The organism is Novosphingobium capsulatum NBRC 12533 (assembly GCF_001598375.1).
GTDB lineage: Bacteria > Pseudomonadota > Alphaproteobacteria > Sphingomonadales > Sphingomonadaceae > Novosphingobium > Novosphingobium capsulatum.
The window spans coordinates 32,930-55,375 of record NZ_BCYV01000023.1 but is presented as its reverse complement, the minus strand read 5'-3'; the positions used below and the strand labels follow the sequence as shown (position 1 = coordinate 55,375).

At 66.5% G+C, this 22,446-nt stretch carries 24 protein-coding genes and 1 tRNA gene; 13 read left to right on the top strand and 12 right to left on the bottom strand.

All coding sequences use genetic code 11. From position 1 onward, the window contains the following. Positions 1-105: 105 nt before the first annotated feature. The 4 genes from SCA01S_RS18635 to SCA01S_RS18620 all read right to left on the bottom strand — a co-directional run bounded on the left by SCA01S_RS18635 (position 106) and on the right by SCA01S_RS18620 (position 2,888). Positions 106-918, bottom strand: a complete 813-nt coding sequence (locus SCA01S_RS18635) for an SGNH/GDSL hydrolase family protein (protein WP_062788129.1) — start codon at positions 916-918, stop codon at positions 106-108. Then, positions 918-2,117 carry a serine palmitoyltransferase gene (spt, locus tag SCA01S_RS18630; RefSeq protein ID WP_062788127.1) on the bottom strand — a complete coding sequence of 400 codons (1,200 nt, stop codon included), beginning with the start codon at positions 2,115-2,117 and terminating at the stop codon, positions 918-920. Before spt ends, SCA01S_RS18635 begins: the two co-directional genes overlap by 1 nt. A gap of 8 nt (positions 2,118-2,125) precedes the next feature. Beyond that, positions 2,126-2,365: an acyl carrier protein gene (locus SCA01S_RS18625; protein ID WP_022674823.1), complete on the bottom strand. Its 240-nt coding sequence runs from the start codon at positions 2,363-2,365 to the stop codon at positions 2,126-2,128. 160 nt (positions 2,366-2,525) lie between these two features. Then, entirely contained in the window at positions 2,526-2,888 is a 363-nt protein-coding gene (locus tag SCA01S_RS18620; protein WP_022674822.1) for a response regulator, read from the bottom strand. Positions 2,889-2,951: 63 nt separating this feature from the next. On the opposite strand from SCA01S_RS18620, the gene SCA01S_RS18615 reads away from it, so the two are divergent. The 5 genes from SCA01S_RS18615 to SCA01S_RS18595 are packed head-to-tail and all read left to right on the top strand — an operon-like array spanning position 2,952 to position 6,285. Beyond that, positions 2,952-3,242 (top strand): DUF3572 domain-containing protein, encoded by a 291-nt coding sequence (locus SCA01S_RS18615; protein WP_062788125.1) that lies wholly within the window; start codon positions 2,952-2,954, stop codon positions 3,240-3,242. Next, positions 3,239-3,865, top strand: a complete 627-nt coding sequence (locus SCA01S_RS18610; RefSeq protein ID WP_022674820.1) for an HAD family hydrolase — start codon at positions 3,239-3,241, stop codon at positions 3,863-3,865. Before SCA01S_RS18615 ends, SCA01S_RS18610 begins: the two co-directional genes overlap by 4 nt. 30 nt (positions 3,866-3,895) lie before the next feature. Then, complete coding sequence (locus SCA01S_RS18605; RefSeq protein ID WP_022674819.1) at positions 3,896-4,363, top strand: RidA family protein; 468 nt, start codon at positions 3,896-3,898, stop codon at positions 4,361-4,363. Next, entirely contained in the window at positions 4,335-5,141 is an 807-nt protein-coding gene (locus SCA01S_RS18600; protein ID WP_062788123.1) for a glycerophosphodiester phosphodiesterase family protein, read from the top strand. The genes SCA01S_RS18605 and SCA01S_RS18600 overlap by 29 nt, the downstream gene beginning before the upstream one ends. Before the next feature lie 13 nt (positions 5,142-5,154). Beyond that, positions 5,155-6,285: a GNAT family N-acetyltransferase gene (locus SCA01S_RS18595; protein ID WP_062788122.1), complete on the top strand. Its 1,131-nt coding sequence runs from the start codon at positions 5,155-5,157 to the stop codon at positions 6,283-6,285. A 25-nt stretch (positions 6,286-6,310) separates the two neighbouring features. Here the strand turns inward: SCA01S_RS18595 and SCA01S_RS18590 are convergent, their stop codons facing one another. Beyond that, positions 6,311-6,661, bottom strand: coding sequence for a hypothetical protein (locus SCA01S_RS18590; RefSeq protein ID WP_107717452.1), 351 nt, complete (start codon positions 6,659-6,661; stop codon positions 6,311-6,313). Positions 6,662-6,962: 301 nt separating this feature from the next. Between SCA01S_RS18590 and dksA the strand changes: the two genes are divergently transcribed. The 5 genes from dksA (at position 6,963) to SCA01S_RS22370 (ending at position 12,266) form a co-directional block, all read left to right on the top strand. Further along, positions 6,963-7,421, top strand: a complete 459-nt coding sequence (gene dksA / locus SCA01S_RS18585) for an RNA polymerase-binding protein DksA (protein ID WP_022674815.1) — start codon at positions 6,963-6,965, stop codon at positions 7,419-7,421. A 281-nt stretch (positions 7,422-7,702) separates the two neighbouring features. Beyond that, positions 7,703-8,071, top strand: a complete 369-nt coding sequence (locus SCA01S_RS18580) for a PilZ domain-containing protein (RefSeq protein ID WP_022674814.1) — start codon at positions 7,703-7,705, stop codon at positions 8,069-8,071. A gap of 92 nt (positions 8,072-8,163) precedes the next feature. Further along, on the top strand, positions 8,164-9,651 hold the full coding sequence (locus SCA01S_RS18575; RefSeq protein WP_062788120.1) for an ABC transporter substrate-binding protein: 1,488 nt from the start codon (positions 8,164-8,166) through the stop codon (positions 9,649-9,651). A 216-nt stretch (positions 9,652-9,867) separates the two neighbouring features. Then, positions 9,868-11,613 (top strand): DEAD/DEAH box helicase, encoded by a 1,746-nt coding sequence (locus SCA01S_RS18570; protein WP_062788118.1) that lies wholly within the window; start codon positions 9,868-9,870, stop codon positions 11,611-11,613. 134 nt (positions 11,614-11,747) lie between these two features. Beyond that, positions 11,748-12,266 carry a hypothetical protein gene (locus SCA01S_RS22370; protein ID WP_133726841.1) on the top strand — a complete coding sequence of 173 codons (519 nt, stop codon included), beginning with the start codon at positions 11,748-11,750 and terminating at the stop codon, positions 12,264-12,266. A gap of 92 nt (positions 12,267-12,358) precedes the next feature. Here SCA01S_RS22370 and SCA01S_RS18560 read toward each other — a convergent pair whose 3' ends face one another. Beyond that, the gene (locus tag SCA01S_RS18560) at positions 12,359-12,736 is read right to left on the bottom strand and encodes a winged helix-turn-helix domain-containing protein (protein WP_062788114.1); all 378 of its coding nucleotides are present in this window, start codon (positions 12,734-12,736) and stop codon (positions 12,359-12,361) included. 147 nt (positions 12,737-12,883) lie between these two features. Between SCA01S_RS18560 and SCA01S_RS18555 the strand changes: the two genes are divergently transcribed. The 3 genes from SCA01S_RS18555 to SCA01S_RS18545 all read left to right on the top strand — a co-directional run bounded on the left by SCA01S_RS18555 (position 12,884) and on the right by SCA01S_RS18545 (position 16,046). Next, on the top strand, positions 12,884-14,386 hold the full coding sequence (locus SCA01S_RS18555; RefSeq protein ID WP_062788112.1) for a DUF4139 domain-containing protein: 1,503 nt from the start codon (positions 12,884-12,886) through the stop codon (positions 14,384-14,386). Positions 14,387-14,397: 11 nt separating this feature from the next. Next, positions 14,398-15,918: a DUF4139 domain-containing protein gene (locus SCA01S_RS18550; RefSeq protein ID WP_062788111.1), complete on the top strand. Its 1,521-nt coding sequence runs from the start codon at positions 14,398-14,400 to the stop codon at positions 15,916-15,918. 52 nt (positions 15,919-15,970) lie between these two features. Further along, positions 15,971-16,046 (top strand) — tRNA-Val (locus SCA01S_RS18545). 36 nt (positions 16,047-16,082) lie between these two features. Here the strand turns inward: SCA01S_RS18545 and SCA01S_RS18540 are convergent. The 6 genes from SCA01S_RS18540 to hisD all read right to left on the bottom strand — a co-directional run bounded on the left by SCA01S_RS18540 (position 16,083) and on the right by hisD (position 22,332). Beyond that, the gene (locus tag SCA01S_RS18540) at positions 16,083-17,411 is read right to left on the bottom strand and encodes a glycoside hydrolase family 1 protein (RefSeq protein WP_062788109.1); all 1,329 of its coding nucleotides are present in this window, start codon (positions 17,409-17,411) and stop codon (positions 16,083-16,085) included. After that, positions 17,411-18,409 (bottom strand): alpha/beta hydrolase, encoded by a 999-nt coding sequence (locus SCA01S_RS18535; protein WP_245652772.1) that lies wholly within the window; start codon positions 18,407-18,409, stop codon positions 17,411-17,413. The genes SCA01S_RS18540 and SCA01S_RS18535 overlap by 1 nt, the downstream gene beginning before the upstream one ends. A 203-nt stretch (positions 18,410-18,612) precedes the next feature. Beyond that, a complete protein-coding gene (locus tag SCA01S_RS18530; RefSeq protein WP_062788108.1) occupies positions 18,613-19,020 on the bottom strand; it encodes a VOC family protein in 408 nt (135 codons plus the stop codon). Between the two features lie 22 nt (positions 19,021-19,042). Beyond that, a complete protein-coding gene (locus SCA01S_RS18525; RefSeq protein WP_062788106.1) occupies positions 19,043-20,194 on the bottom strand; it encodes an alpha/beta hydrolase in 1,152 nt (383 codons plus the stop codon). Positions 20,195-20,215: 21 nt separating this feature from the next. Next, a complete protein-coding gene (locus SCA01S_RS18520) occupies positions 20,216-20,992 on the bottom strand; it encodes an SDR family NAD(P)-dependent oxidoreductase (RefSeq protein ID WP_062788104.1) in 777 nt (258 codons plus the stop codon). Beyond that, positions 20,989-22,332: a histidinol dehydrogenase gene (gene hisD, locus SCA01S_RS18515; protein ID WP_211185612.1), complete on the bottom strand. Its 1,344-nt coding sequence runs from the start codon at positions 22,330-22,332 to the stop codon at positions 20,989-20,991. Before hisD ends, SCA01S_RS18520 begins: the two co-directional genes overlap by 4 nt. Positions 22,333-22,446 lie beyond the last annotated feature (114 nt).

The following is a 22,446-nucleotide window of genomic DNA, read 5'->3' as shown; positions in this document are numbered from 1 at the left end:
CGCGGCACCCCCTGTGCCGCCCTATCTGTGATCTAAGCAGATAGGGCGGGGGTAGGACAAGTGTCCAATTTTCGTCCAGGCAGGTCTGCCGGAACGGCAGGTGTGTCAGCGCGGCTTTTCTGCCTCGGCCAAGGCGGCGCGGGCGATCGGCTCCATCACGGCATAGCCGGCGGCATTGGGATGGACGCCATCGCTCGACAAGCCGGGCTTCATCGCCCCTTCGGGCGTGGCCATCGCGCTGTAGTAGTCGGCATAGGCCAGGCCGCGGGCACGGGCGAGGTCTTTGAGCCAGGCATTGAGCGCGGCAATCTGTGCGGCTGGCTTCATCTCGCTACGCCAGTTGAAACCGCCGGCGGGCAGCACGCTGCCCAGCACCACGGCAATGCCATTGGCCTTGGCCAGATCGACCATCGCCAGCACGTTGGCAGCATATTCATCCGGGCTGGTCGGCCCGGTGTTGCCGGCCACGTCGTTGGTGCCGCACATAATGTGCACCACGCGTGGGCGCAGGCGCACGACGTCCTGATAGAACCGCAGCAGGATCTGCGGGCTGGTCTGCCCGGCAATGCCCCGATCGACGATGCCGCCGGCAAACATCGCCGGGGCGGTGGTCAGCCACCATTCGGTGATCGAATCGCCGATGAACACCGCGCGCAGCGGTTGCGGCACCTGGCGATCGGCCTTCTGATAGCGGCACAGGTTGCCCCAGTCATAGCCGCCGACACGGCTGGGCGTGCACGGCTCGGCCACCATCGCGGTCGGCCCGATCGGCGCCACGGCCACGGTCACGCTGGGGACTGGCGCGGGCACGGCCGGCTGCCCGGCCTGCGCTGCCAGCGCCGGCGAAGCGGCCAGCATCAGTGCCAGGGCCAGCGCGCCAGCGCCCGCCCCGGCCAGATTGGCAATTGCCCGGCGCATCAGATGATGCCCACCGCCTTGCCGGCGCGTTCGAACATGCCGATGATCGTCTGCACCTGCTCGGCGCTGTGCGCGGCGCAGAGCGAGCAGCGCAGCAAGGTCATCCCCGCTGGCGTTGCCGGCGGGCGCGCCAGATTCACATAGAGCCCTTCGTGCAGCAGCGCTTCCCACATCATCGCGCCCCGCTCCAGATCGGGCATGATCACCGAGATGATCGCGCTTTGCGGCGTGGCCGTGCCCAGCTTGAAGCCGCGCTGGGTCAGGCCAGCGTGCAGGGTCTTGGAATTTTCCCACAGGTGCGCGCGCTTGTCGGCGGCATGCATCAGCTTGCGGATCGAGGTGCTGGCGGTGTGCACTACGCTGGGCGGCAGCGAAGCGGTGAACACATAAGGACGGCACACCAGGCGCAGGATTTCGAACTTGGGGTGGTTCGACACGCAGAAGCCGCCCACCGTGCCGACCGACTTGGAGAACGTGCCGATCACGAAATCGACCTGGTCAAGCACGCCCTGGTCTTCGGCGACGCCGCGCCCGTTGGGGCCGATGAAGCCCATCGAGTGGGCTTCGTCCACCAGCACCATGGCGCCGTGGGCCTTGGCAACGGCGATCATTTCCTTGAGCGGGGCGATGTCGCCCAGCATCGAATAGACGCCTTCGAGCACGACAAGCTTGCCCGCGCCTTCGGGAATGCGCTTGAGGCGCTTTTCCATCGCTTCGATATCGTTGTGCTTGAACGGCACGACTTCGGCGTCGCCCATCTTGCAGCCGTCCCAGATCGAGGCGTGGCTGTCGATGTCGAGCACGATGTAATCGCCCTTGCCGGCCATCGTGCTGATGATGCCCAGGTTGGCCTGATAGCCGGTGGAGAACACCATGGCATGGTCCATGCCATAGAAGTCCTTGAGCGCGTCTTCCACGGCGCGGTGCCCGGCATAGGTGCCGTTGAGCACGCGGCTGCCGGTGGTGCCCGAACCGAACTCATCGAGCGCCTGCTTGCCAGCGGCGATCACGTCCGGGTCGAACGTCATGCCCATGTAGTTGTAGGTGCCCAGCAGGATCGTCTCGCGCCCGTTGCACACCGCAACGGTGGGCGAGATCACCTTTTCCATCACCAGGTTGAACGGATCGGTGACGCCGGTGGACAGCAGCGCGCGGCGCTGTTCGATCAGGCCGTCGAACTTGGAAAACAGGTCGGTCATGGGGGCGCTTACCCTTGCAGCTTGGTCACGGCGTCGATCAGCTGGCCATAGGTTTCGATCTCGGCCTGCTGGTTCATGCTGATGATGATGTCAAACTCGTCCTCGATCGCGGCGACGAAATCCATCACCGTCAGGCTGTCCCACTCCAGGTCGCCGGCAAAGGTGGTGGCATCGGTGATGGCCACGCCCTTCTTGTTGAAGGGCTCGATCAGCTCGGCAATCTTAGCGGCAGTGGCGGGGCGGTCCATCGTCTCTCTAACTCCGTGGGGCAGGGCGGTGCCCCTGCCAGAACATTGCGGCGGAAAAGCGGCCTGTGGCCTGCCCTGTCAAGCCTGAACGGGCGATGAGGCCGATTTCCTGCGCGGTGGCCGTGGGAAAGCGGGGTGACGATGATACACAGGCCGCGATCTAAATCAGTTTCATCACCGCCTGCATGAACGGGCTGATGGACACCGGCTTGGCCAGATAGCCCTCGGCGCCGGCCTCGCGAATGCGTTCCTCGTCGCCCTTGCCGGCATAGGCGGTGACGGCCAGGATCGGGATCTGGCGCAGCACCGGATCGGCCTTGAGCGCCTCGATCAGTTCCAGCCCCGAAACGTTGGGCAGCTGGATATCCATGATCACCAGCCCTGGCACGAACTGGCGCGCGCGGTCCAATGCCTCGCGCCCGTCGGCCACCGGCTCCACGGTAAAGCCATTGGCCACCAAGAGGTCGCAGAACAGCTTGCGGTTGAGGTCGTTGTCCTCGACAACCAGAATTCTTTTTGCCACGGAACACCCCTATCACGCGTGCCGGCGCGGCCGCACGCCTTGCTCTATTGACCTCGAAAGGCTCTGACAATCATCCGCGAACCCTCGTCCCCCGTCCCCGATCCGCAGGATCTGGCGCTGGCCGCGCTCGGCTGGGTGCTGGCCGACGGGCAGCGCGCCGAACGCTTCCTGGCCTTGAGCGGGATGACGCCCGAAACCTTGCGCGCGGGGCTTGCCGATCCGGCCGGGCAGAACGCGGTGCTGGGCGGGGTGCTCGATTTCCTGCTGTCTTACGAGCCTGACCTTGTTGCCGCGGCCGACGCGCTCGATATAAGCCCTCAGGCCTTGGCCGCCGCACGGGAGAAACTGGTATGAGCCGCCCGCTGGTGATCAGCGATTGCGATGAAGTGCTGCTGCACATGGTGGCGCCGTTCCAGGCTTGGCTCAAAGCCAACCACGACATCGATTTCGTGATGGAAAGCAATGATTTCGGCAAGGCCATGCGCTATGTCCATGACGGGCGCGGGGTGGAATCGCGCGAGATCTGGCGCCTGCTCGACCTGTTCTTCAACACGCAGATGCATACGCAGCCGGCCATCGCCGGCGCGGTGGAGGCTGTGGGCGCGCTGGCCGACCGCGCCGACTTCGTGATCCTGACCAATCTGGGCCACAGCTATCGCGACGCCCGCACCGCGCAACTCGAAGGCGTGGGCATCAACGCCCGCGTCTTTACCAACCAGGGGCCGAAAGGGCCGGCGCTCAAGGCCATTCTCGATGAATACAACCCCACCCGCGCGGTGTTCATCGACGATCTGCCCCAGCATCACCATTCCGCCGCGCAATTGACGCCCGAGGTGATCCGCCTGCACTTGTGCGGAGAGCCCTTGCTCGCGCCGCATATCGATTGCGCGCACAAGGCCGGGCATGCCCATGCCCGGATCGATACCTGGGACCATGCGCTGCCCTGGCTGATGGCCCGGCTGGACGAGGCCGCCTGACCTTTTTCGTGTTTGCTGGAGTGTGTGAGAATGACCGTTTCGATCGATGCCCGCCTGGCCGAACTGGGCCTGGAACTGCCGCAGGCCGCAGCGCCGGTGGCGGCCTATGTGCCCACCGTGCTGGCGGGCGGGCTGCTGCACGTTTCGGGGCAGCTGCCGTTCATCGATGGCGCGCTGGTGACCGGCCGCCTGGGTGAAGACGTCAGCCTGGAGCAGGGCGCCGCTGCTGCCAAGGCCTGCGCCCTTATGTTGCTGGCCCAGGCCAAGGCTGCCCTTGGCTCGCTCGACCGCATCGAGCAGGTGGTCAAGCTCGGCGCGTTCATAAATTCGACCGGCGATTTCACCGATCAGCCCAAGGTGGCCAACGGCGCTTCGGAACTGATGCAGGCGGTGTTCGGCGATGCTGGCCGCCATGCCCGCAGCGCCGTGGGCGTGCCGGTGCTGCCGTTGGGCGCTGCGGTGGAAATCGATGCTATCTTTGCTGTTCGCGCTCATTGATCGCTTCCTCCTGCCGGCGCGGGCAGCGGCCCGCGCGGGCTGGCTGCGCGAGGCCATCTATGCGCATCGCGGGCTGCATGGCCCGGGTGTGCCGGAAAACTCGCTGGCCGCAGCCGACGCTGCCATTGCGCGCGGCTTTGGCATCGAATGCGACGTGCAGCGCAGCCGCGATGGGCAGGTCGTGGTGTTCCACGACCGCACGCTCGATCGCCTGACCGAGCAGGGCGGCAACCTGGCCGACCACACCGCCGCAGACCTTGCGGGCATGACCCTGCTGGATGAAACCGGCACGGCGGTGTCGGGTGAAACGATCCCTGGCCTGCGCCAGTTGCTCGACCGCATCGATGGCCGCGTGCCCCTCCTGATCGAAGTGAAATCCGCGCCCACGCAGCGCATCGCGCCGCTGTGCCTCGCGGTGCGCCGCCTGCTCGAAGGCTATCGCGGGCCCGTGGCGGTAATGAGCTTCGATCCGCGCGTTGCCGCCTGGTTTCGCCGCTATTCCCCCCACGTGGTGCATGGCCTGGTGGTGACCGAGGCAGGGCGGCGCACCCTGCTGGCCCGCCTTAAGAGGCACCTTGCGCTGTGGCGCGCGCGTCCCCAATTTCTGGCCTATGACATTGCCGATATTGCCAATCCTGTGGTGCGCCTCGCCCGGCGCCGGGGTGTTCCGGTGCTGACCTGGACCGTGCGCACCCCCGATGATGCCAGCCGGGCGGCAACCTATGCCGATGCGCCGATTGCGGAAGGCCCGGTCCTGCTGGCGGCGCCAGCGGCGTGAGGCGGGCGGCGCCATGACGCTGACCGCACGCGTGGAAGGCGCGGTGGGCAATATCCCGGCGGCGGATTGGGATCGCCTGATCGGGGATGGCAATCCCTTCATGTCCCACGCGTTCCTCTCACTGCTCGAGGAATCCGGCTCGGTCGGCGGGCGCAGCGGGTGGACGCCGCTGCCGCTGCTGATCGACGACGCCGATGGCCGTCCGGCGGCGGCGCTGCCGGCCTATCTCAAGCAGCACAGCCAAGGCGAATATGTCTTTGACCATGCCTGGGCCGATGCCTGGCAGCGCGCGGGCGGGGATTATTATCCCAAGCTGCAGATCGCCGCGCCGTTCACGCCGGCCACCGGCCCGCGCCTGTTGTGTGCCGGGCGCCTCGATCTGGCGCTCCCCCTGTTGCGCGCGGCCGAGGCACTGGTGGACCAGAACGGCTTGTCGTCGGCCCATGCCACGTTCCTTGCACCCGAACAGGTGCCGCTGTTCGAGGAAGCCGGCTGGCTCTTGCGCTCAGACCTGCAATTCCACTGGGAAAATCGCGGCTATGCCACGTTCGACGATTTTCTTGGCGCGCTGTCTTCGGCCAAGCGCAAGAACCTGCGCAAGGAGCGCGCCGCTGCCCAGGCCGGTGTGGAGATCGTGACGCTGACCGGCGCTGCCATCACGGCCGACCACTGGGACGCGTTCTGGGTGTTCTACCAGGATACCGGCGCCCGCAAATGGGGGCGGCCGTACCTGACCCGCGCCGCGTTCGACCTGATCGGGCAGACCATGGCCGACAAGGTCTTGCTGGTGCTGGCGCTGGAGGATGGCGAGCCAGTGGCTGGCGCGCTCAATTTCATTGGGCGCGATACGCTCTACGGCCGCTATTGGGGCGCCGTGGTGGAAAAGCCGTTCCTGCATTTCGAGCTGTGCTATTACCAGGCGATCGATGCCGCCATCGCCATGGGGCTGCGCCGGGTGGAAGCCGGGGCGCAGGGGCAGCACAAGCTGGCACGCGGCTATGAACCGGTGCAGACATGGTCGGCGCACTATATCGCCGATCGCGGATTTCGCGCCGCGGTGGCCGAATTCCTGGTGCGCGAGCGCGCCGGGATAGAGCAGGGCCAGTTCGAACTGGCAGGGCACACGCCCTATCGCAAGGGCTAGGCGCCGCGATCAGGCAGCCTGAAATTTAGGCGGCGTGGCGGGTTGCGGCGCGCATCCATTCGCGGGCGCGGCGCTGGGCTTCGGCGATATCGCGCGCGCTCATTTCCTCGGCCACATCGGCGCGGGCGCGGGCAGCATCGTCATGGCCGGCCACGGCCGCGAGGTTGAACCACTTGTGCGCTTCGACCAGATCGCAATCGGCACCATAGCTGCCGGTGGAAAAGGCCACGCCCAGATCGAAAAACGCGTGGCTGTCACCCTGCGCGGCAGCGGCGAGGCAGGCGGCGATCAGGCTGTCGGCGCGGTCGGCTGCGGCATGGCCGGCATGAAGCGGTGCGGATGGCACCAGCGTGATCGGTGGTTGCGCGTGCGGCATGGTCCTTGGTTCCCCCTGTGCGAATCTGCCTTTCCCCATCGGGTGGCAGGGCAAGGCTCGCCAATTAAGGTCAACAAACCGTTAAGCATGATTGCGGCCGTGCCCGCGCGGGCGCCGCTTTATCCGCGAAATGTACGATGCCGCTGTTTCACAAAGGTTCAGCTGCAATGTGACATAGCGTTGAGGAAGTGCTTGTGCGCCCTTTCCTGCCTGCCTATAGGCGCGGCAAGCCGGGGGCTGGTCGCGCCGATCGCGGCGCGTTTTGGCCCTGGTGGTCGGAAGGCGCAACACGGAGGGCCGGATGGCTGGGGTTCTGGGTGACGAAATTGACGTGTTGGCAAAGGCCCGCCGGGCCATGCCGGGTGATTACGTTCCGAATGACGACGAACCCTATATGAGCGAGCAGCAGCTCGACTATTTTAGGCGCCTTTTGCTCGAGTGGAAGAAGTCGATCCTGTCGGCCTCGGCCGGCACGCTTTCGGCCCTGCAGGATGGTCCGCTGCGTGAACCCGATCTCAACGATCGCGCATCAAGCGAAACCGACTGGGGCATCGAACTGCGCACCCGCGATCGCCAGCGCAAGCTGATTGCCAAGATCGATTCGGCCATGCGCCGCATCGACGAAGGCGAATATGGCTTCTGCGAAGTGACCGGGGAGCCGATCGGCCTTGGCCGCCTGATCGCCCGCCCGATCGCGACGATGACGGTGGAAGCGCAGCAGGCGCACGAGCGTCGCGAAAAGATCTCGCGCGATATGTGATGGCGCCGGCAGGGCCAAGGTGGTCCTGCCCAGCCCATGATGGCCGCGCAGCCGCGCCATCGGCATTTCGGTAAATACCGCCAAGGCCGCTGTCCCCCGATGGCACGGGGCTTTTTGCCGCTGCGAGCGGGAAATTTAAAGATTTCTTTGCCGTTTTCGTTTATCCCTTTGCACATGGACCGGTGCGAAAGGTGGCAGGTGCGGCGCAAGCTGCTCGCTGGCAGCCACATAGCGCCGGGCCCATGCCGCTTGGCCCACCTTGTTGGAAACGGAACCTGACGGTGACTGATATCGACCATCGGCAATTGGGGCGTGACAGCCTTTTCCTGATGGCCGACTTGCGCCTAGACGGCCAGGACGGTGAGCATCGCGTGCGCGTGCGCAATCTTTCGGCCGGCGGGATGATGGCCGAAGGCGCGCTGCGGGTGGTGCGGGGCATGCGGCTTGAGGCCAACCTGCGCCATATCGGCTGGGTCGAAGGTGTGGTGGCCTGGGTCCAGGATACCCGCTTTGGCATTGCCTTTGTCGAACAGATCGATCCCAAGCTGGCACGCGAGCCAGTGGCCACACAGCCGTCTGACGATTACGCGCCGCGTTATGTCCGGCCGCCGCTCGCCCAGCCAGAGGGCAAGCGCCTGCGCAAGCTGTGACGCGTTCGGCTTGGCGCTGCTGCTGAAATACTGAAATCGCCGGCGCCGGCATCTTTGCTGGCCTGCCACGGCTGATCTGCTAGGCAAGGGACATGGCTCCCCCGTCTTGCCATCTGCGCCGCGCTGCGGCGGTGCTTTTGCCCGGTGTCGCCCTTATGCTGGCCAGTTGCGGGGGCGACCGGCGCGGCGCCCTGCCGGTGGCCCTGGCGGGTGACGACAGCGCCTTTCAAACCGCCGCGCCGCGTCCCACGCCGGCCGCGCAGGTCTTGCGTGCCGCCACGGTCGAAGGGCTGGTGGGCTTTGACGCGCAAGGCCGCGTGGTGCCCGCCATTGCCGAACGCTGGATCGTGACCGATGACGGGTTGAGCTATATCTTTCGCCTGCGCGATGGCACCTGGCCCGATGGCACCGCGATCGATGCGCCCAGCGTTGCCGCCGCGCTGCGCCGCGCGCAAAAGGCGCTGGCCGGCACCGCGCTGGGGCTCGATCTTGCCCCGATCGATGAAATCCGGGTGATGACCGATCGGGTGGTGGAAGTGGATCTTTCCGCCCCGCTGCCTGATCTCCTGACCCTGCTCGCCCAGCCCGAACTGGGGCTGCCGCGGGCGCGGATCGGATCTGGCCCACTCGGCCTGCGCCGCGAAGGCCTGGTCGCGCGCCTGTCTCCCATCCCGCCCGAGCGCCGCGGGCTGCCGGCGCAGGACGGCTTTTCCCGCAGCGTGCGGCCGTTGCGCGTGGAAGTGGAAAGCATGGCCGTGGCGGCCCAGCGCTTCAACGACGGGCTGGTCGACGTGGCGCTGGGCGGCACGATCGATTCGCTCCCACTGGCCGGCACCACCATGCTCTCGCGCGGCAATGTGCAGCTTGATCCGGTCATGGGGCTGTTTGGCCTCCAAGTGGTGCGCGCGCAGGGTTTCCTGGCCGATCCGCTGCGGCGCGAGGCGCTCGCCCTGGCGATCGACCGCGATGGCCTGGTCGGCGCCTTTGCCATCGGCGGGTGGAGCGGCACGACGCGGCTGGTCTCTCCTGAAGTGCCCGATAGCGATGGCAGCGTGGGCGAGCGCTGGATCGGCACCACGCTCGACCAGCGCCGCGCGCTGGCGCGCCAACGGGTCATGGCCTGGTTGGCAACCGGGCAGGGCGCGCCGCGCCTGCGCGTGGCCGCGCCCGATGGCCCGGGCACGCGGCTGGCCCTGGCGCACCTGGCGGCCGATTTCGCCACGATTGGCGTGACCCTGGAACGGGTTGACGCCAGCGCCTCGGCCGATCTGCGCCTGGTCGACAGCGTGGCGCGCTATACCCGCGCTGCCTGGTTCCTCAACCAGGTGGCCTGCCCGGTCAGTCCGGCAGGGTGCAGCCCGCAAGGCGATGCCCTGGCCGCGCAGGCCCGGGCAGAGCGCGATCCGCAGGCGCGCATGGCCCTGCTGGCGCAGGCCGAAACCGCCGTCACGGCGGCCAACAGCTTTATCCCGATCGCGCGGCCGTTGCGCTGGTCGCTGGTGCGCAGCCGCGTGACCGGGTTTTCCCCCAATCCCTGGGGTTGGCACCCGCTGCCACCGCTCACCATTGTGCCGAAATAGGCAGTTTTTCGAAGAATTGCCGCGATCAGGGCGATTTTTCGCATTTGGTCATGGCGGCGAAAGGAACAACCCGCTAGGGGGCGGGGGCCGAGAGATGGTATATCGGGCTTCGCGTGGTGAGGCCGTGGCACTGTCGTCTGGCCTTATAAACACCCGTGTAATATCCCCAGCCGGTCCCTGCCCACGTTGCGGCCCGGCCCAGACCCGTTGAGTTTCATGCCCTTTTCATCTCTCCCTGCTGCCGTTGCCGAATCCCTTGCCGCCCGTGGCTATGCCGAGCCGACTCCGGTCCAGGCCGCCGTGCTCGAAGCGGAAGCGGCCGGCCGCGACCTTCTGGTTTCTGCCCAGACCGGCTCTGGCAAGACCGTTGCCTTTGGCGTGGCCATGGCTTCCGATCTCCTTGGCGATGGCGTACCGCCGGCCGGCGCGCCGCTGGCCCTGGCCATTGCCCCCACGCGTGAACTGGCCCTTCAGGTCAGCCGCGAACTCGCCTGGCTTTATGAAAAGGCCGGCCTGCGCATCGCGACCTGTGTTGGCGGGATGGACCCGTCAAAGGAACGCCGCCAGCTCCACCATGGTGCGCACATCGTGGTCGGCACGCCCGGCCGCCTGCGCGACCATCTTGAACGCGGCGCGCTCGATCTTTCCGCGCTGCGCTTCGTCGTCCTCGATGAAGCCGACGAAATGCTCGACATGGGCTTCCGCGAAGACCTGGAAGAACTGCTCGACGCCACCCCGGCTCAGCGCCGCACGCTGCTGTTCTCGGCCACCATGCCGCGCCCGATCGCGGTGCTGGCCAAGCAGTATCAGCGCGACGCGCTGCGCATCTCCACGATCGACGATCGCCAGGGGCATGGCGACATCAGCTACCAGGCTGTCGCCGTCTCGCCCAACGACATCGAGAACGCGGTAATCAACCTGCTGCGCTTCCACGAGGCGGAAACGGCCATGCTGTTCTGCGCGACGCGCGACAATGTGCGCCGCCTCCACGCCACGCTGGTCGAGCGTGGCTTTGCCGCCGTGGCGCTGTCGGGCGAGCACAGCCAGAACGAGCGCAACCAGGCGATCCAGGCCTTGCGCGATGGCCGTGCACGCATCTGCGTGGCCACCGACGTGGCCGCACGCGGGATCGACATTCCTTCGCTCAGCCTGGTGGTCCACGTGGAAGTGCCGCGTGACGCGGAAACCCTGCAGCACCGTTCGGGCCGCACCGGCCGCGCCGGTCGCAAGGGCACGGCCGTGTTGGTGGTGCCCTATCCGCGCCGCCGCCGCCTGGAAGAAATGCTGCGCCGCGCGCGGATCGAGGCGGAATGGATGCCGGCCCCCGGCGCCGCGCAGATCCGCGAGCGTGACCGCGAGCGCCTGCTCGAAAAGCTGCTGGCCCCGGTCGATGCCGAAGACGTGCTCGAAGATGACGTGGCCCTGGCCGACACGCTGATGGAACGCATGGAAGTGCGCGATATCGCGCTGGCGCTGGTGCGCAGCTATCGCTCGGCCATGCCGCAGCCCGAAGACCTCATCGACCTGTCGACCGAGGAAGGCCGCAAGGCCACGCACCGCACCGGTTTTGACGATGTGTCGTGGTTCCGCATGGATATCGGCCGCCGCCAGAACGCCGATCCGCGCTGGCTGCTGCCGTTGCTGTGCCGCCGTGGCCACATCACCCGCAACGAGATCGGCGCGATCCGCATCGGGCCGAGCGAAACCTATTTCCAGGTGCCCAAGGCGATGGAAGACCGTTTCCGCGCCGCGTTGCAGCGCACCGCGCGCGAAGGCGCCGAGGATGAAACCGGCATTCGCATCGAACCGAGCGAACCGCCGCGCGAAATGGCCCGCACCAATCGCCGCCAGGGCAATGGCCCCAACCGCCCGCGCGAAGGCTTCCCGCCGCGCGGTGATGGCCCGCGCAACGATGGCCCCCGCACGCACCGCAAGGGCCCGCCGCGCCGCCGCGAAGGCTGAACCCAAAAGATCCTCCCCCACACCGTGGGGGAGGTGGCGACCGCAGGTCAGCTACAAGGGGCATGGGGCTGAGCCTGCCTCACACGAAATGACTTCGTTGTATTTGGGCATGAAGGCATTCATGTGTCTTTCCCATGGCCGAGACACTGACATGGCAGATTGATGATTTGCCCCCAGGCTTCGCATGGGATGGTGAAGCGGAAAAGGTTCTGCAACTGGTGGACGGCGCCTTTGCTCCTATCGAGCGACCTGTTCATTTCACCGATGTTGGTCACTGCTGTGAATGTCTTGAGCACGATAAAGAGCTAAAGGCTCGTCCGCGCATGGCTTTGCGCCGTGCGGACCTGGGGCATGCGGGCTGGGATCCCGTTTGTTTTACCAGTGTGCAGGGTGTCGCTTATCTGATGCCGGCTCTGGCGCGATATACGATGGCGCCCGATTTCTGGCCGGATCGAGAATGGTATGCGGTTCAGATGGTTTCCCACTTGACCTTTGATGGCCCCGATAACCGCTTGGTGCATTCCTTTGATGTCGAGCAGAAAGAAGCGATTGCAGCATTGATCGCGTGGTGCATCGCCCATCGGGCCGAAGACCTGGCGCATTACGGCGACGTGGATGCTTGGCTTTCTGCCGCCGAGATTTGGCAGGCGTGAGAAGTCGGCGAGAAAATCCCGGGAGGCAGTGTTCAAGTTGGGCGCGGACAAATACAGCGCGAGTATTTTTGTCGTAGTTGCTCCCCGGACTGCTATTCCTGCCGCTCCAGCGGTTCGACCCGCAGTAGGCCGGCAAGCGCCTGCGCATCGGCGCAGGTGGCATCGCCGGCCAGCCGTGCCTGAAGCGCGCGATAATGCGCCAGCACGCGCTGCCCCAGGTCGCTTACCTTGGCCCCGCCACCATGGGCGCTGCCGGGAAAGGTTTCCACCAGCGGCCCGTGCCAGCAGCGGTTCATCACATCCACCAGTTGCCAGGCGCGGCGATAGCTCATCCCCATGGCGCGCCCGGCGGCCGAGATCGAGCCTTCGCGCGCGATGGCATCGAGCAGGTCGGCCTTGCCCGGCCCCATGGCGATCGCCTCGCCGCAATAGAGCTGTAGCTTGATCTTGATATGCGCTGCATCGGCCATGCCGGGGTTTTAGGCGCGCATGCCGTTTGGCTCAAGCGCGGCGGCAGAGGCATGGCCGTCGTTTTGCGCCGCGCTGGTGCGATCGGCGATGGTATAAGCGAAACAATCGGTTATCGTGCCATCACGGACCATGCGGGAGAGAATGCGATGCGGCCACGGTTGACGGTTTCGACGCTGGGCGTGGCTCTGGCGTCAGCGCTTGGCGCCGCGCCAGCGATGGCTGACGCCAATGGGGTCGAGGCCGCAAGGGCGCAGGGTGATGTGGCGCTCACGATCTATGCCGACATGGCCCTGGTCGAAGACGTGCGGCGCATCGATCTGCCCAAGGGTATCAGCCGCCAGGAATTTCCCGATGTCTCGGCCCAGATCCGGCCCGAAACCGTCACCCTTTCCGCGCCCGGCGCTGCCGTGGTGGAACAGAATTTCGACTACGACCTGCTGACGCCCGAAAAGCTGCTCGACAAGTCGGTCGGCCAGGATGTGAGCGTGGTGCGCACCACGCCCGATGGCCAGGAAGTGGCCACGCGCGCGCACGTGCTGGCCAACAACGATGGCGCCGTCGTCCAGGTCGGCAACCGGATCGAGATCCTGCGCAATATGCCCGGCCGCGTGGTCTACCCTGGCCTGCCTGCCGGCCTGCGCGCCCGCCCGACGCTGTCGGTCACGCTCGATGCCGCCAGCGCCGGCCCGCGCGCAGTGGGATTGCGCTATCTGTCGGGCGGGTTCGGCTGGAAGGCCGACTACGTGGCGCTGTTCGATGAAACTGCGGGCAAGCTCGATGTCCAGGGCTGGATCACGCTCAACAACACGACCGGCACGGGCTTTCCCAATGCCCGCGTCATGCTGGTGGCGGGGCAGCCGGGCGGCAACGCGGCTGACGATGGCAATCGCTATGTCCGCCCACCGCGCCGCCCCATCGGCAATCGCATGGGCACCGGCGGGGCCGACGGGCGCGAGACGCTGGGCGATTTCCATGTCTATCCGCTGGCCGGGCGCACCACCGTCGCCAATGCCCAGACCAAGCAGGTGAGTTTCCTCAATGTGGCCGGGGTGCCGGCGCGCAAGGTCTATCAATATCGCAACGGCTGGCAGCACAGCGCGGAAGAGGGCGAAAGCGTCGATACCGTGCTCGCCTTTACGTCGGCCAAGGATGGCGGCCTGGGGGATGCCCTGCCGGCTGGCACGATGCGCGTCTATATGCGCGACGCGCGCGGCAATCCGCAGTTCGTGGGTGAAAGCCCGCTGCCGCATACGCCGATGGGATCGGATTTGGCGCTGAAAACCGGCGTGGCGTTCGACGTGAAGGTGCAGCCGACCGTCGAAAAGCGCGAAAGGATCACGGCGGACGAGTGGGAACGCACCGCGCAATGGCGCATCACCCGCAATGATGCGGCGCCGGTCACCTACACGATCGAACAGCATCCGACCTTTTGGCGCACCCAGATGGCGTGGAAAGTGACCAACGCCCGCGCCGTGCCGGTGGAGGTTGACGTGGTCCAGGACGGCCTGGACGAGGGCTGGCACGATACCCGCGTTTCGGCCGAGAGCCTGCCTGGCCGCCAGCTCTCGCTTGATAGCCGGGTCTGGCATGTCACCGTGCCGGCGCGCGGCGCGGTAACGCTGACCGCCGCGATCGACACCCGCTATTGAGCGGCGCGATCATGCGCACTCTGATCGCGGCCATGGCCCTGTGGCCCGGCCTGGCCCTGGCGCAGCAGGCCGTGACGTCCGCGGCGCCGGCCAGCGTGGCCGTCACCATCTACCGCGAACCGGGGCGCGCCGCCGATGCGGCATTCGATCGCGGCTGGCTGCGCGGCTATGCCTTGGTCACCGAAACCCGCGATGTGGACCTGCCCGCCGGGCCAGCCACCGTGCGGTTTGAAGGGGTGGCGGCAGGCATGCTGGCGGAAACCGCGCTGGTTCGTGGTTTGCCGGCGGGGGTGGCCGAACAGAACCTTGATGCAGATCTGATCGGCGCCCGCAATCTCTATGCCCGCAGCTTTGGCCGCCCGGTGATTGTGCGCCATACCGATCCCCGCAGTGGCGCGGTGGTGGAAGAGCAGGCTGTGATCCGCTCCGGGCCTGATGGCGCTGCCGTGATCCAGACGCGCGATGGTTTCCGCAGCGCGCGCTGCGCCTGGCCCGATGAATATATCAGCTATGCCGATCTGCCCGCCGGGCTGGTGGCCAAGCCCACGCTGTCGGTGCAGACCAGGGCGCCTGCCGCAATGCATGGCCGGGTCACGCTCAGCTATCTCGCCTGGGGATTCGATTGGCGGGCGGATTATGTCCTGACCATGGCGCGCGACGGGCGCCACCTTGATCTGGCCGCCTGGATCACGCTGGCGAGCAGCGACGATACCGCGTTTGCCGGGGCCGCCGCAGCGGTGGCCGCTGGCAAGCCCGAAAAGCAGACGCGCGGGTGGGAAAATCGGTTTGGCGATGACCAATCGCTGTCGTTTACATGCGAGACGGCGCTGCCGCCACCTCCTCCGCCGCCACCTCCACCGATGGTGGAGTTCATGGCCCCCGCCCCGGTAGCAGCGAAGGAGTATATCGTCGTCACTGCCCAGCGCCGCGCCCCGGTCATGGCGCAGCAAGAGGCGCTGGGCGATCTCAAGCTCTATCGCCTGCCATTGCCGACCATGATCGCCCCGCGCGCGCAAAAGCAGATGGCCTTTGCCGAGCGCCGCGCCGTCAAGGTGCAGCCATTCTACAAAGGCACGCTGCAACTGGACGAACACGAAGACCAGCCTCTGCGCCAGGCGCTACGGCTGAACAATCGCAAGGCGGCGGGGCTGGGCCTGGCCCTGCCGGCGGGCCACGTCGTGGTCCTCGAACCGCACGGCGCCACGACGCTGCCTGTGGGCGAGGGCCGTATCGACGACAAGGCCGTGGGCGAAGAGATCGACATCGAACTGGGCGAGGCCACCGCCGTGCACCTGGCCGAGGCCGATGGGCGCCAGGACGATGACGCGCGTGGGCACGATCACACCGCTACCGTCACCAACGGCCGCGATCAGCCGGTCATCGTGGAACTGACCATCCCGCTGGACGAGGGCCAGCGCCTGACCAGCCCATCGCGCCCGCTCACCCGCAAGAACGGCCAGCCGCTTTGGCGCGTAACCGTTCCGGCCCACGGCATGGCCCGGCTTGCCTTCCGAGTGACCGACAGCGCGTGAACCCCATTGACCTTGCCCACCAAATCCCGCAAAGGCCGGCCTCCCCGCATGGGGGCGGTTAGCTCAGTTGGTAGAGCATCTCGTTTACACCGAGAGGGTCGGCGGTTCGAGCCCGTCACCGCCCACCAGGACCACGCTCCAGAGCGGCCCCCAGATATCGGCAATCACAGGCTGTTCCGTCGGGCGATGGCGCCCAGCACGGCAGCGCTCGGCTTGGCGGTGCGAGCGAAGGTGTTGGGGTCGACGCTGTGCAAGCCGAAGCGGTGGGCGTAGCCGAAACCCCATTCGAAATTGTCGAGCAGCGACCAGTGCATGTAGCCGCGGACCGGGACGCCATCGTCGATGGCGCGCTTGAGTTCGGCCAGCGCGGCGGGGATCAGCCATTGGCGCAGGGAATCGTCGGTGGTGTTGACGCCGTGCTCGGTCACATAGACCGGCAGCTTGGTTGCTTCCCAGGCATAGCGCACCGCGCCGGCCAGTGATCCCGCCCAGACCTCGGCGCCGGTGAAATTCTTGCGCGCGTCGGCCGGTGGGGGGACCACGCCACGGTCGTTCCAGACTTTGCGTTCGTAGTTCTGCACCCCGACAAAGTCGCAAGTCTGGGCGGCCAGGCGCAGCCATTCGCCATAGTAGCGTTCGCGCATGCGATCGCGCAGCGAATGGCGTCCGATCGCCTGGTCGTCGATGATGGCAAGGCTGACGCCGACTGGCAGGTCGGGCCGCACGCTCTTGATGGCGGCTACGCCGCGGCGATGGGCTTCCATCATGTGGGCGCGATAGGTGGCCGGCTCTTCCACCCAGATCGCCACGCCGGGCGCATACCGCGCTACGCCCAGTTGGCGGGCGGCGGCCTCCTGCATGGCCTTGTCGCCGGCAACCAGCTGCGCGGGCAGCAATTCGCCCAGCAAGCCGGCCAGGTTGGGCTCGTTCAAGGTCAAGGCCAGCTCGATGCCGGCGCCAAGATGGCGCACCGCCCGATCACAGAAGCGGGCAAACAGCGTGACCGATTCCGGGTTGCCCCAGCCGCCCTGCGCGGCGAACCAGCGCGGCGTGGTGAAATGATTGAAGGTAACGACCGGCTTGATACCGCGCGCGCGGCACCCGGCGATCATCGCCTTGTAGTGATCGAGCATGGCATTGGAGAAATGCCCTTTGTCAGGCTCGATCCGGGCCCATTCCAGGCTGAAGCGATAGGTGTTGAGGCCAAGGCCCTTCACCAGGTCGAGATCCACTGGCCACAGCTCCAGACTGTTGGCCGCGTCGCCCGACCGATCGGCGAACATGGTGTTGGGCAGATTTTCGATCACCCACAGGTCGGCGTTGAGGTTGTTGCCTTCCACCTGGTGCGCGGCGGTCGAGGCGCCCCACAGGAAGCCGGATGGGAAAGCCGGGCTGAGCGGTGCGCTCTGCGCCGCCCGGGCCAGCACCGGCGTGCCAGCGACAGCGCCGAGTGCCATGGCCGAAGCGAGCAGGCTGCGACGATCGGTTTGCATCACTTGTCTCCTCGTTCGGCCAGCAGGCCTTGGGTGCGCATCCAGCGGAGCATCAGGTCCAGCCAGCCCTCTTCCGGCGATCCGGCCGCTGCGGCGGCAAAGCCATGGCCGCCTTTTGAGAAGAGGTGGAACTCGATCGATCGCCCCGCGGCACGATAGCTTTCCAGCAACGGCAGGCCCTGTTGCCGGGCAAGCAAAAAGTCATCGGCGGCGATCGCCACGAACATCGGTGGTGCATCGGCCGGGACCTGCATCGGCCCCATGTTGGGATAGATCGGCGCGGCGAAATCGGGCTTGTCGGCGCCGCCGTGCTCGATCACGCTGCGGGTGAGGAAGCCGCCTGCCGAAAAGCCCATGAAACCGACGCGCTTTGCGTCGATGCCGAGTTCGGCCGCATGCCCGCGCACATAGCGCAGTGCGGCCAGGCCATCGGCCAGCGCTGCTGGTGGCGTATCGGCAGGCGGTGCGAGAACGCTGGGCTGTCCTGCAATCATCTTGTCGAGTTCGGCGACGAACACTTTCTGGTCTGGCGGCGTCGGCAATGTCCGGTACTTGAGAACAAATGCCGTGACTCCGTGGCTGGCGAACCAGCGGGCGATCAGCCAGCCCTCCTTGTCCATTTCGAGCCCGAGGAACGCGCCGCCTGGGGCAATGATGACGGCCGCGCGCGTGCGTGGCTCTGCCGGGCGAAACAGGGTCAGCGTTGCCCGGGTGACATTGCGCACCGCCAGCCTGCCGCCGTCGCTCTTGTGCCAGACCTCGCGGTCGACGCGTTCCGCCGTGGGCAGCAGCACGGTGTCGGGTTGGGCGGGGGCCGCCACGGCTTCGGTGGAAATCCCGGACTGCGCAACAGCGGGGCCGGCAGGCAGGAGTGCTGCCACCGCCAGCAAAGCCGAGGTGGCCGCCATGCCACGCGCACGCCATTGCATGGCGGCGCGGCGCGCAGCAGGCAGAGGTACGATACCATAGCGCGATACGCTGAAGCGGAAGCCTGCCACGTCATCTCTCCATTCGCCGCCGGTCGCAGCCCGTTATCGAGCGGCGATCAGTAAGGTCGCATGGAGTGAGGGTCAACCCGATTTAATCACTGATTAACAGCGGTGACGCGCGTGGCAGCTTGCGTAAAATTGCCGATATTCCTTGTCCTGCAGCCTGCGCTTGGCGACGTTTGCTTTCCCAGCGCGGGCCTGCGGCACGTCCGTCAGGCTTCGGGCTGTTCCACGAACTCGATCAGGTTGCCGGCGCAATCGCGGATGAAGCATCCTTTGCCAAAGCTTTCGCGCACGACAAAGGCGATGTCGGCGCCTTTCTGCTCCATCTCCGCCAGGAACGCGTCGAGGTCTGGCACCTGAAACGCCGCGTGCTTGTTGCCGTGCGTCTTCACATCGCGCGGCGGGTGGCGCCGGTCTTCGGGCAGGGGTGCCGCGCCTTCCACCTCGAAGATTTCAAAGCGCAGCGGGCCTTTGCGCACCATCGCGGTGTGGCTGCGCGCGGCTTCGATGTAGAAGCGCTTTTCGAGGGTGAAGCCCAGCACCCGGTGATACCAGTCGATCGCGGCATCCAGATCGGGCACCGAGACTCCGGCGTGGTGAAAGGCGAAGTCGGCCATCAGTGCGCTGCTTTGGCTGCCATCACCCCATCTCCGCAAACGTCTGTGCGCACCAATCGGCGATGTAGTCGCGCATCCCCGTGCCATTGTCCGCGCCGCAGTGCTCCACCTCGAAGTCGGCCTTGGTGAACACCCGCAGCGTGCGCTTCGGGCTGTTGACCGCCTGGTCATAGCTGCGCTGGGCGTTGAAGGCGGGAATCTGGCGGTCGTTTTCGCCATGGGTGACGAGGAACGGCACCCGGATCTTTTCCACCTGCCCGTCAAGGGTGATGCTGTCGGCATAGTTCAGGAAGGCATCCCGGTCGTCGATCCCGAACACCCACATGACGTGGTCCCAGTAGTGCGGCACCGGGTTCTCGCCCTCGTTGGCCACGCGCTCGCGCTGGCGCTGGCCCCACACGTGGTTTGTCCCCATGACCGCGCACAGGGCATAGCGCGGATCATTGGCGGCTATGCGCGGGGCGTGATAGCCGCCGAACGAGAGCCCGAAAATGCCGATGCGATCGTGGATCACGTCGCTGCGTGTCAGCAGGTAGTCCAGCGCCGGGCTGCCCCAGCGCTCCGCGTCATAGACCGCCGGCAGGCCCCGTTTGCGGATCGCCTCGCCGGTGCCGGGCTGGTCGACGAACAGGGTGTTCATCCCGCGCTCCAGGTTCACCGCGGCGTGGCCGGCCATGGCCACCTGTTCCTTCATCGAATCGAGCCCGTTGACCGACACCAGCGTGGGCCGCGGCGTGCCCGAGCCATCGTGGTAGAACAGCGCGGTATAGCTTGATCCCTCGTAGGGAATCTCGACCTTTTCGACATGCTGCCCGCGCATCCGGGCGCCCTTCAGATAGAGTTCGAGGCCCTTGTCATAGGCCGCCCAGCGCGGGGCGTAGTCACGGCTCTGCAGTCGCTCTGCCCCCAGGTAATAGCCCGATGCCCGCAGATACTTGGTTCCGGCGGACAGCAGGAAGCCTTCCGCTTCGTCGGCTTGCGCATTGCGCGTCACCTGGTCTGCCACCGCGATCCAGCTGTCGAACAGTTGTGCCGATCCGGCATCGGCGCCGGCCTTGGCGGCCTCGCGCACCGGGCGGCATACCTCGTCCAGTTCGCCATGGTTGCCCCCGGCGATCAGCGCCAGGTTGATCCCCAGGTTCCAGATGTAGTTTCCGGGAAACGGCTCGAACATGTGCAAATTCCTTGTGAAAAATCAGTCTGCGGTCCAGCCGCCGTCGACCACCAGGCTGGTCCCGGTCATCAGCGCGCTGGCGTCGCCCGCCAGGAACAGCACCGCGCCCATCAGGTCTTCCACCGTGCCCAGCCGCCCCAGCTTGATCTTGCCCAGCACGCTCGCCTTGAAGCTTTCGTCGGCAAAGAACGGGCGCGTCATCGGGGTTTCGATGAACGTGGGGGCGATGGTGTTGCTGCGGATGCCGTGGGGGGCAAGGTCCAGCGCAAAGGCCTTGTTCATGCCTTCCAGCGCCCACTTGCTCGCGCAGTAGAGGCTGCGGTTGGGTCCACCGACATGGCCCATCTGGCTGCCGATGTGGATCAGGCTGCCGCGCACGCCCTGGGCGATCATCGCCTGTACGCAGGCCTGCGCCACGAAGAACGCCGCCTTCACGTTGAGATCCATCACCGCATCGTAATCGGCTTCGCCCACTTGCCACATCGGCATGGGGCGATTGGTTCCGGCGTTGTTGACCAGCACGTGAAAGGCCGGGCGGTCGGCAAAGAATGCTGCAACCGCCGCATGGTCGGCCACGTCGAGGACCACGGCCTCGGCAGCCCCACCGGCATCGCGGATGGCCGCTGCGGCTGCCGCGATCTCGTCGGCGCTGCGTGCCGCCAGCGTGACCGTCGCGCCTGCATCGGCAAGCGCGGCGGCCATTGCCAGGCCGATCCCGCGGCCCGCGCCGGTAACCAGCGCGCGCCGCCCGTCCAGCCGGAACGATGGCGTGGTCGGCAACACCGGCCGCTCCGTCATGCCCGCGTCAGCTCGCTGGGGGCGGCCTGCCCGGCATAGGGCACGTTGCGCCCGCCATAACGGCGCACCCGCACGTTGGCCTGCTCGCCATGGCCGGCAAAGCCTTCCAGTGCGCACAGCCGGCTGCAATATTCGCCTACCAGTGCCGATGCCTCGTCGGTCAGCACCTTTTGGTAGGTGCAGGTCTTGAGGAACTTGCCCACCCACAGGCCGCCGGTATAGCGCGCAGCCTTGCGCGTCGGCAGGGTGTGGTTGGTGCCGATCACCTTGTCACCGAACGAGACGTTGGTGCGCGGGCCCAGGAACAGCGCGCCATAGTTGGTCATGTTGTTCAGGAAGTAATCGGGATCGGCGGTCATCACCTGCACATGTTCGCTGGCGATGTCGTCGGCGATGCGCACCATCTCCTCGTAGCTTTCCGCCACGATCACTTCGCCATAGGTTTCCCACGCCTTACGTGCGTGGTCGGCGGTGGGCAGGATCTGCAGCAGCCGCTCGATCTCGGCCATCGTCTCGCGCGCCAGCTTCTCTGAATTGGTCAGCAGCACGCCGGGGCTGTCGGGCCCGTGTTCGACCTGGCCCAGGATATCGGTGGCGGCCAGTTCGGCATCGCAGCCCACCTCGTCGGCGATGATCAGCGTCTCGGTCGGCCCGGCGAAGAGATCGATGCCGACGCGGCCGAACAGCTGGCGCTTGGCTTCGGCGACAAATGCATTGCCGGGGCCAACCAGGATATCGACCGGGTCGATGCTCTGCGTGCCGATGGCCATGGCGCCGATCGCCTGGATGCCGCCCAGCGCATAGATCGCGTCGGCCCCGGCCAGTGCCTGTGCTGCCACGATATGCCGCGCTGCCTTGCCCTGGAAAGGCGGGGCGCAGGTGACAACGCGCTTCACGCCGGCCACCTTGGCGGTGATCACCGACATGTGCGCCGAGGCGAGCAGCGGATACTTGCCGCCCGGAACATAGCAGCCGGCGGCGTTGATCGGCACGTTCTTGTGGCCCAGCACCACGCCGGGCATGGTTTCCACTTCCACGTCCTTCATGGACTCGCGCTGCACCTGGGCAAAGTTGCGCACCTGGGTCTGCGCAAACTCGATATCCTTGCGCTCCTGCGCGGTCAGGCTATCCACCGCGGCGTCGATTTCGGCCTGGCTCAGGCGGTAATCGTCGCGGTCCCATCCGTCGAAGCGAATGCTCATCTCGCGCACGGCCGCGTCGCCACGGGCTTCGATCGCGGCGAGCGCCGCTTCCACCGTATCGCGCACCTTGCGGTCCGCGTCCGCCTTGGCTTCCGCCGTCGCACCGCGCTTGAGGTAAATCGCCACCAAACTCTCCATGTCGGCTTGTCTTTGCAGTGCCCTGCCAGCCGCCTTGGGGCCGAACCATCGCATAGTTTCGATGCGAAGCTATCGATGAGATGCCGTTGTGCGTGGCCCGCCTCCCGCATAGTC

Bases quoted from the DNA above. Each gene is read 5' to 3' on its own strand.
- SCA01S_RS18635 (WP_062788129.1), bottom strand. From the start codon at position 918: ATGCGCCGGGCAATTGCCAATCTGGCCGGGGCGGGCGCTGGCGCGCTG.
- spt (WP_062788127.1), bottom strand. From the start codon at position 2,117: ATGACCGACCTGTTTTCCAAGTTCGACGGCCTGATCGAACAGCGCCGC.
- SCA01S_RS18625 (WP_022674823.1), bottom strand. From the start codon at position 2,365: ATGGACCGCCCCGCCACTGCCGCTAAGATTGCCGAGCTGATCGAGCCC.
- SCA01S_RS18610 (WP_022674820.1), top strand. From the start codon at position 3,239: ATGAGCCGCCCGCTGGTGATCAGCGATTGCGATGAAGTGCTGCTGCAC.
- SCA01S_RS18605 (WP_022674819.1), top strand. From the start codon at position 3,896: ATGACCGTTTCGATCGATGCCCGCCTGGCCGAACTGGGCCTGGAACTG.
- SCA01S_RS18600 (WP_062788123.1), top strand. From the start codon at position 4,335: ATGCTATCTTTGCTGTTCGCGCTCATTGATCGCTTCCTCCTGCCGGCG.
- SCA01S_RS18595 (WP_062788122.1), top strand. From the start codon at position 5,155: ATGACGCTGACCGCACGCGTGGAAGGCGCGGTGGGCAATATCCCGGCG.
- SCA01S_RS18590 (WP_107717452.1), bottom strand. From the start codon at position 6,661: ATGCCGCACGCGCAACCACCGATCACGCTGGTGCCATCCGCACCGCTT.
- dksA (WP_022674815.1), top strand. From the start codon at position 6,963: ATGGCTGGGGTTCTGGGTGACGAAATTGACGTGTTGGCAAAGGCCCGC.
- SCA01S_RS18575 (WP_062788120.1), top strand. From the start codon at position 8,164: ATGGCTCCCCCGTCTTGCCATCTGCGCCGCGCTGCGGCGGTGCTTTTG.
- SCA01S_RS18570 (WP_062788118.1), top strand. From the start codon at position 9,868: ATGCCCTTTTCATCTCTCCCTGCTGCCGTTGCCGAATCCCTTGCCGCC.
- SCA01S_RS22370 (WP_133726841.1), top strand. From the start codon at position 11,748: ATGGCCGAGACACTGACATGGCAGATTGATGATTTGCCCCCAGGCTTC.
- SCA01S_RS18560 (WP_062788114.1), bottom strand. From the start codon at position 12,736: ATGGCCGATGCAGCGCATATCAAGATCAAGCTACAGCTCTATTGCGGC.
- SCA01S_RS18555 (WP_062788112.1), top strand. From the start codon at position 12,884: ATGCGGCCACGGTTGACGGTTTCGACGCTGGGCGTGGCTCTGGCGTCA.
- SCA01S_RS18550 (WP_062788111.1), top strand. From the start codon at position 14,398: ATGCGCACTCTGATCGCGGCCATGGCCCTGTGGCCCGGCCTGGCCCTG.
- SCA01S_RS18540 (WP_062788109.1), bottom strand. From the start codon at position 17,411: ATGCAAACCGATCGTCGCAGCCTGCTCGCTTCGGCCATGGCACTCGGC.
- SCA01S_RS18530 (WP_062788108.1), bottom strand. From the start codon at position 19,020: ATGGCCGACTTCGCCTTTCACCACGCCGGAGTCTCGGTGCCCGATCTG.
- SCA01S_RS18525 (WP_062788106.1), bottom strand. From the start codon at position 20,194: ATGTTCGAGCCGTTTCCCGGAAACTACATCTGGAACCTGGGGATCAAC.
- SCA01S_RS18520 (WP_062788104.1), bottom strand. From the start codon at position 20,992: ATGACGGAGCGGCCGGTGTTGCCGACCACGCCATCGTTCCGGCTGGAC.
- hisD (WP_211185612.1), bottom strand. From the start codon at position 22,332: ATGGAGAGTTTGGTGGCGATTTACCTCAAGCGCGGTGCGACGGCGGAA.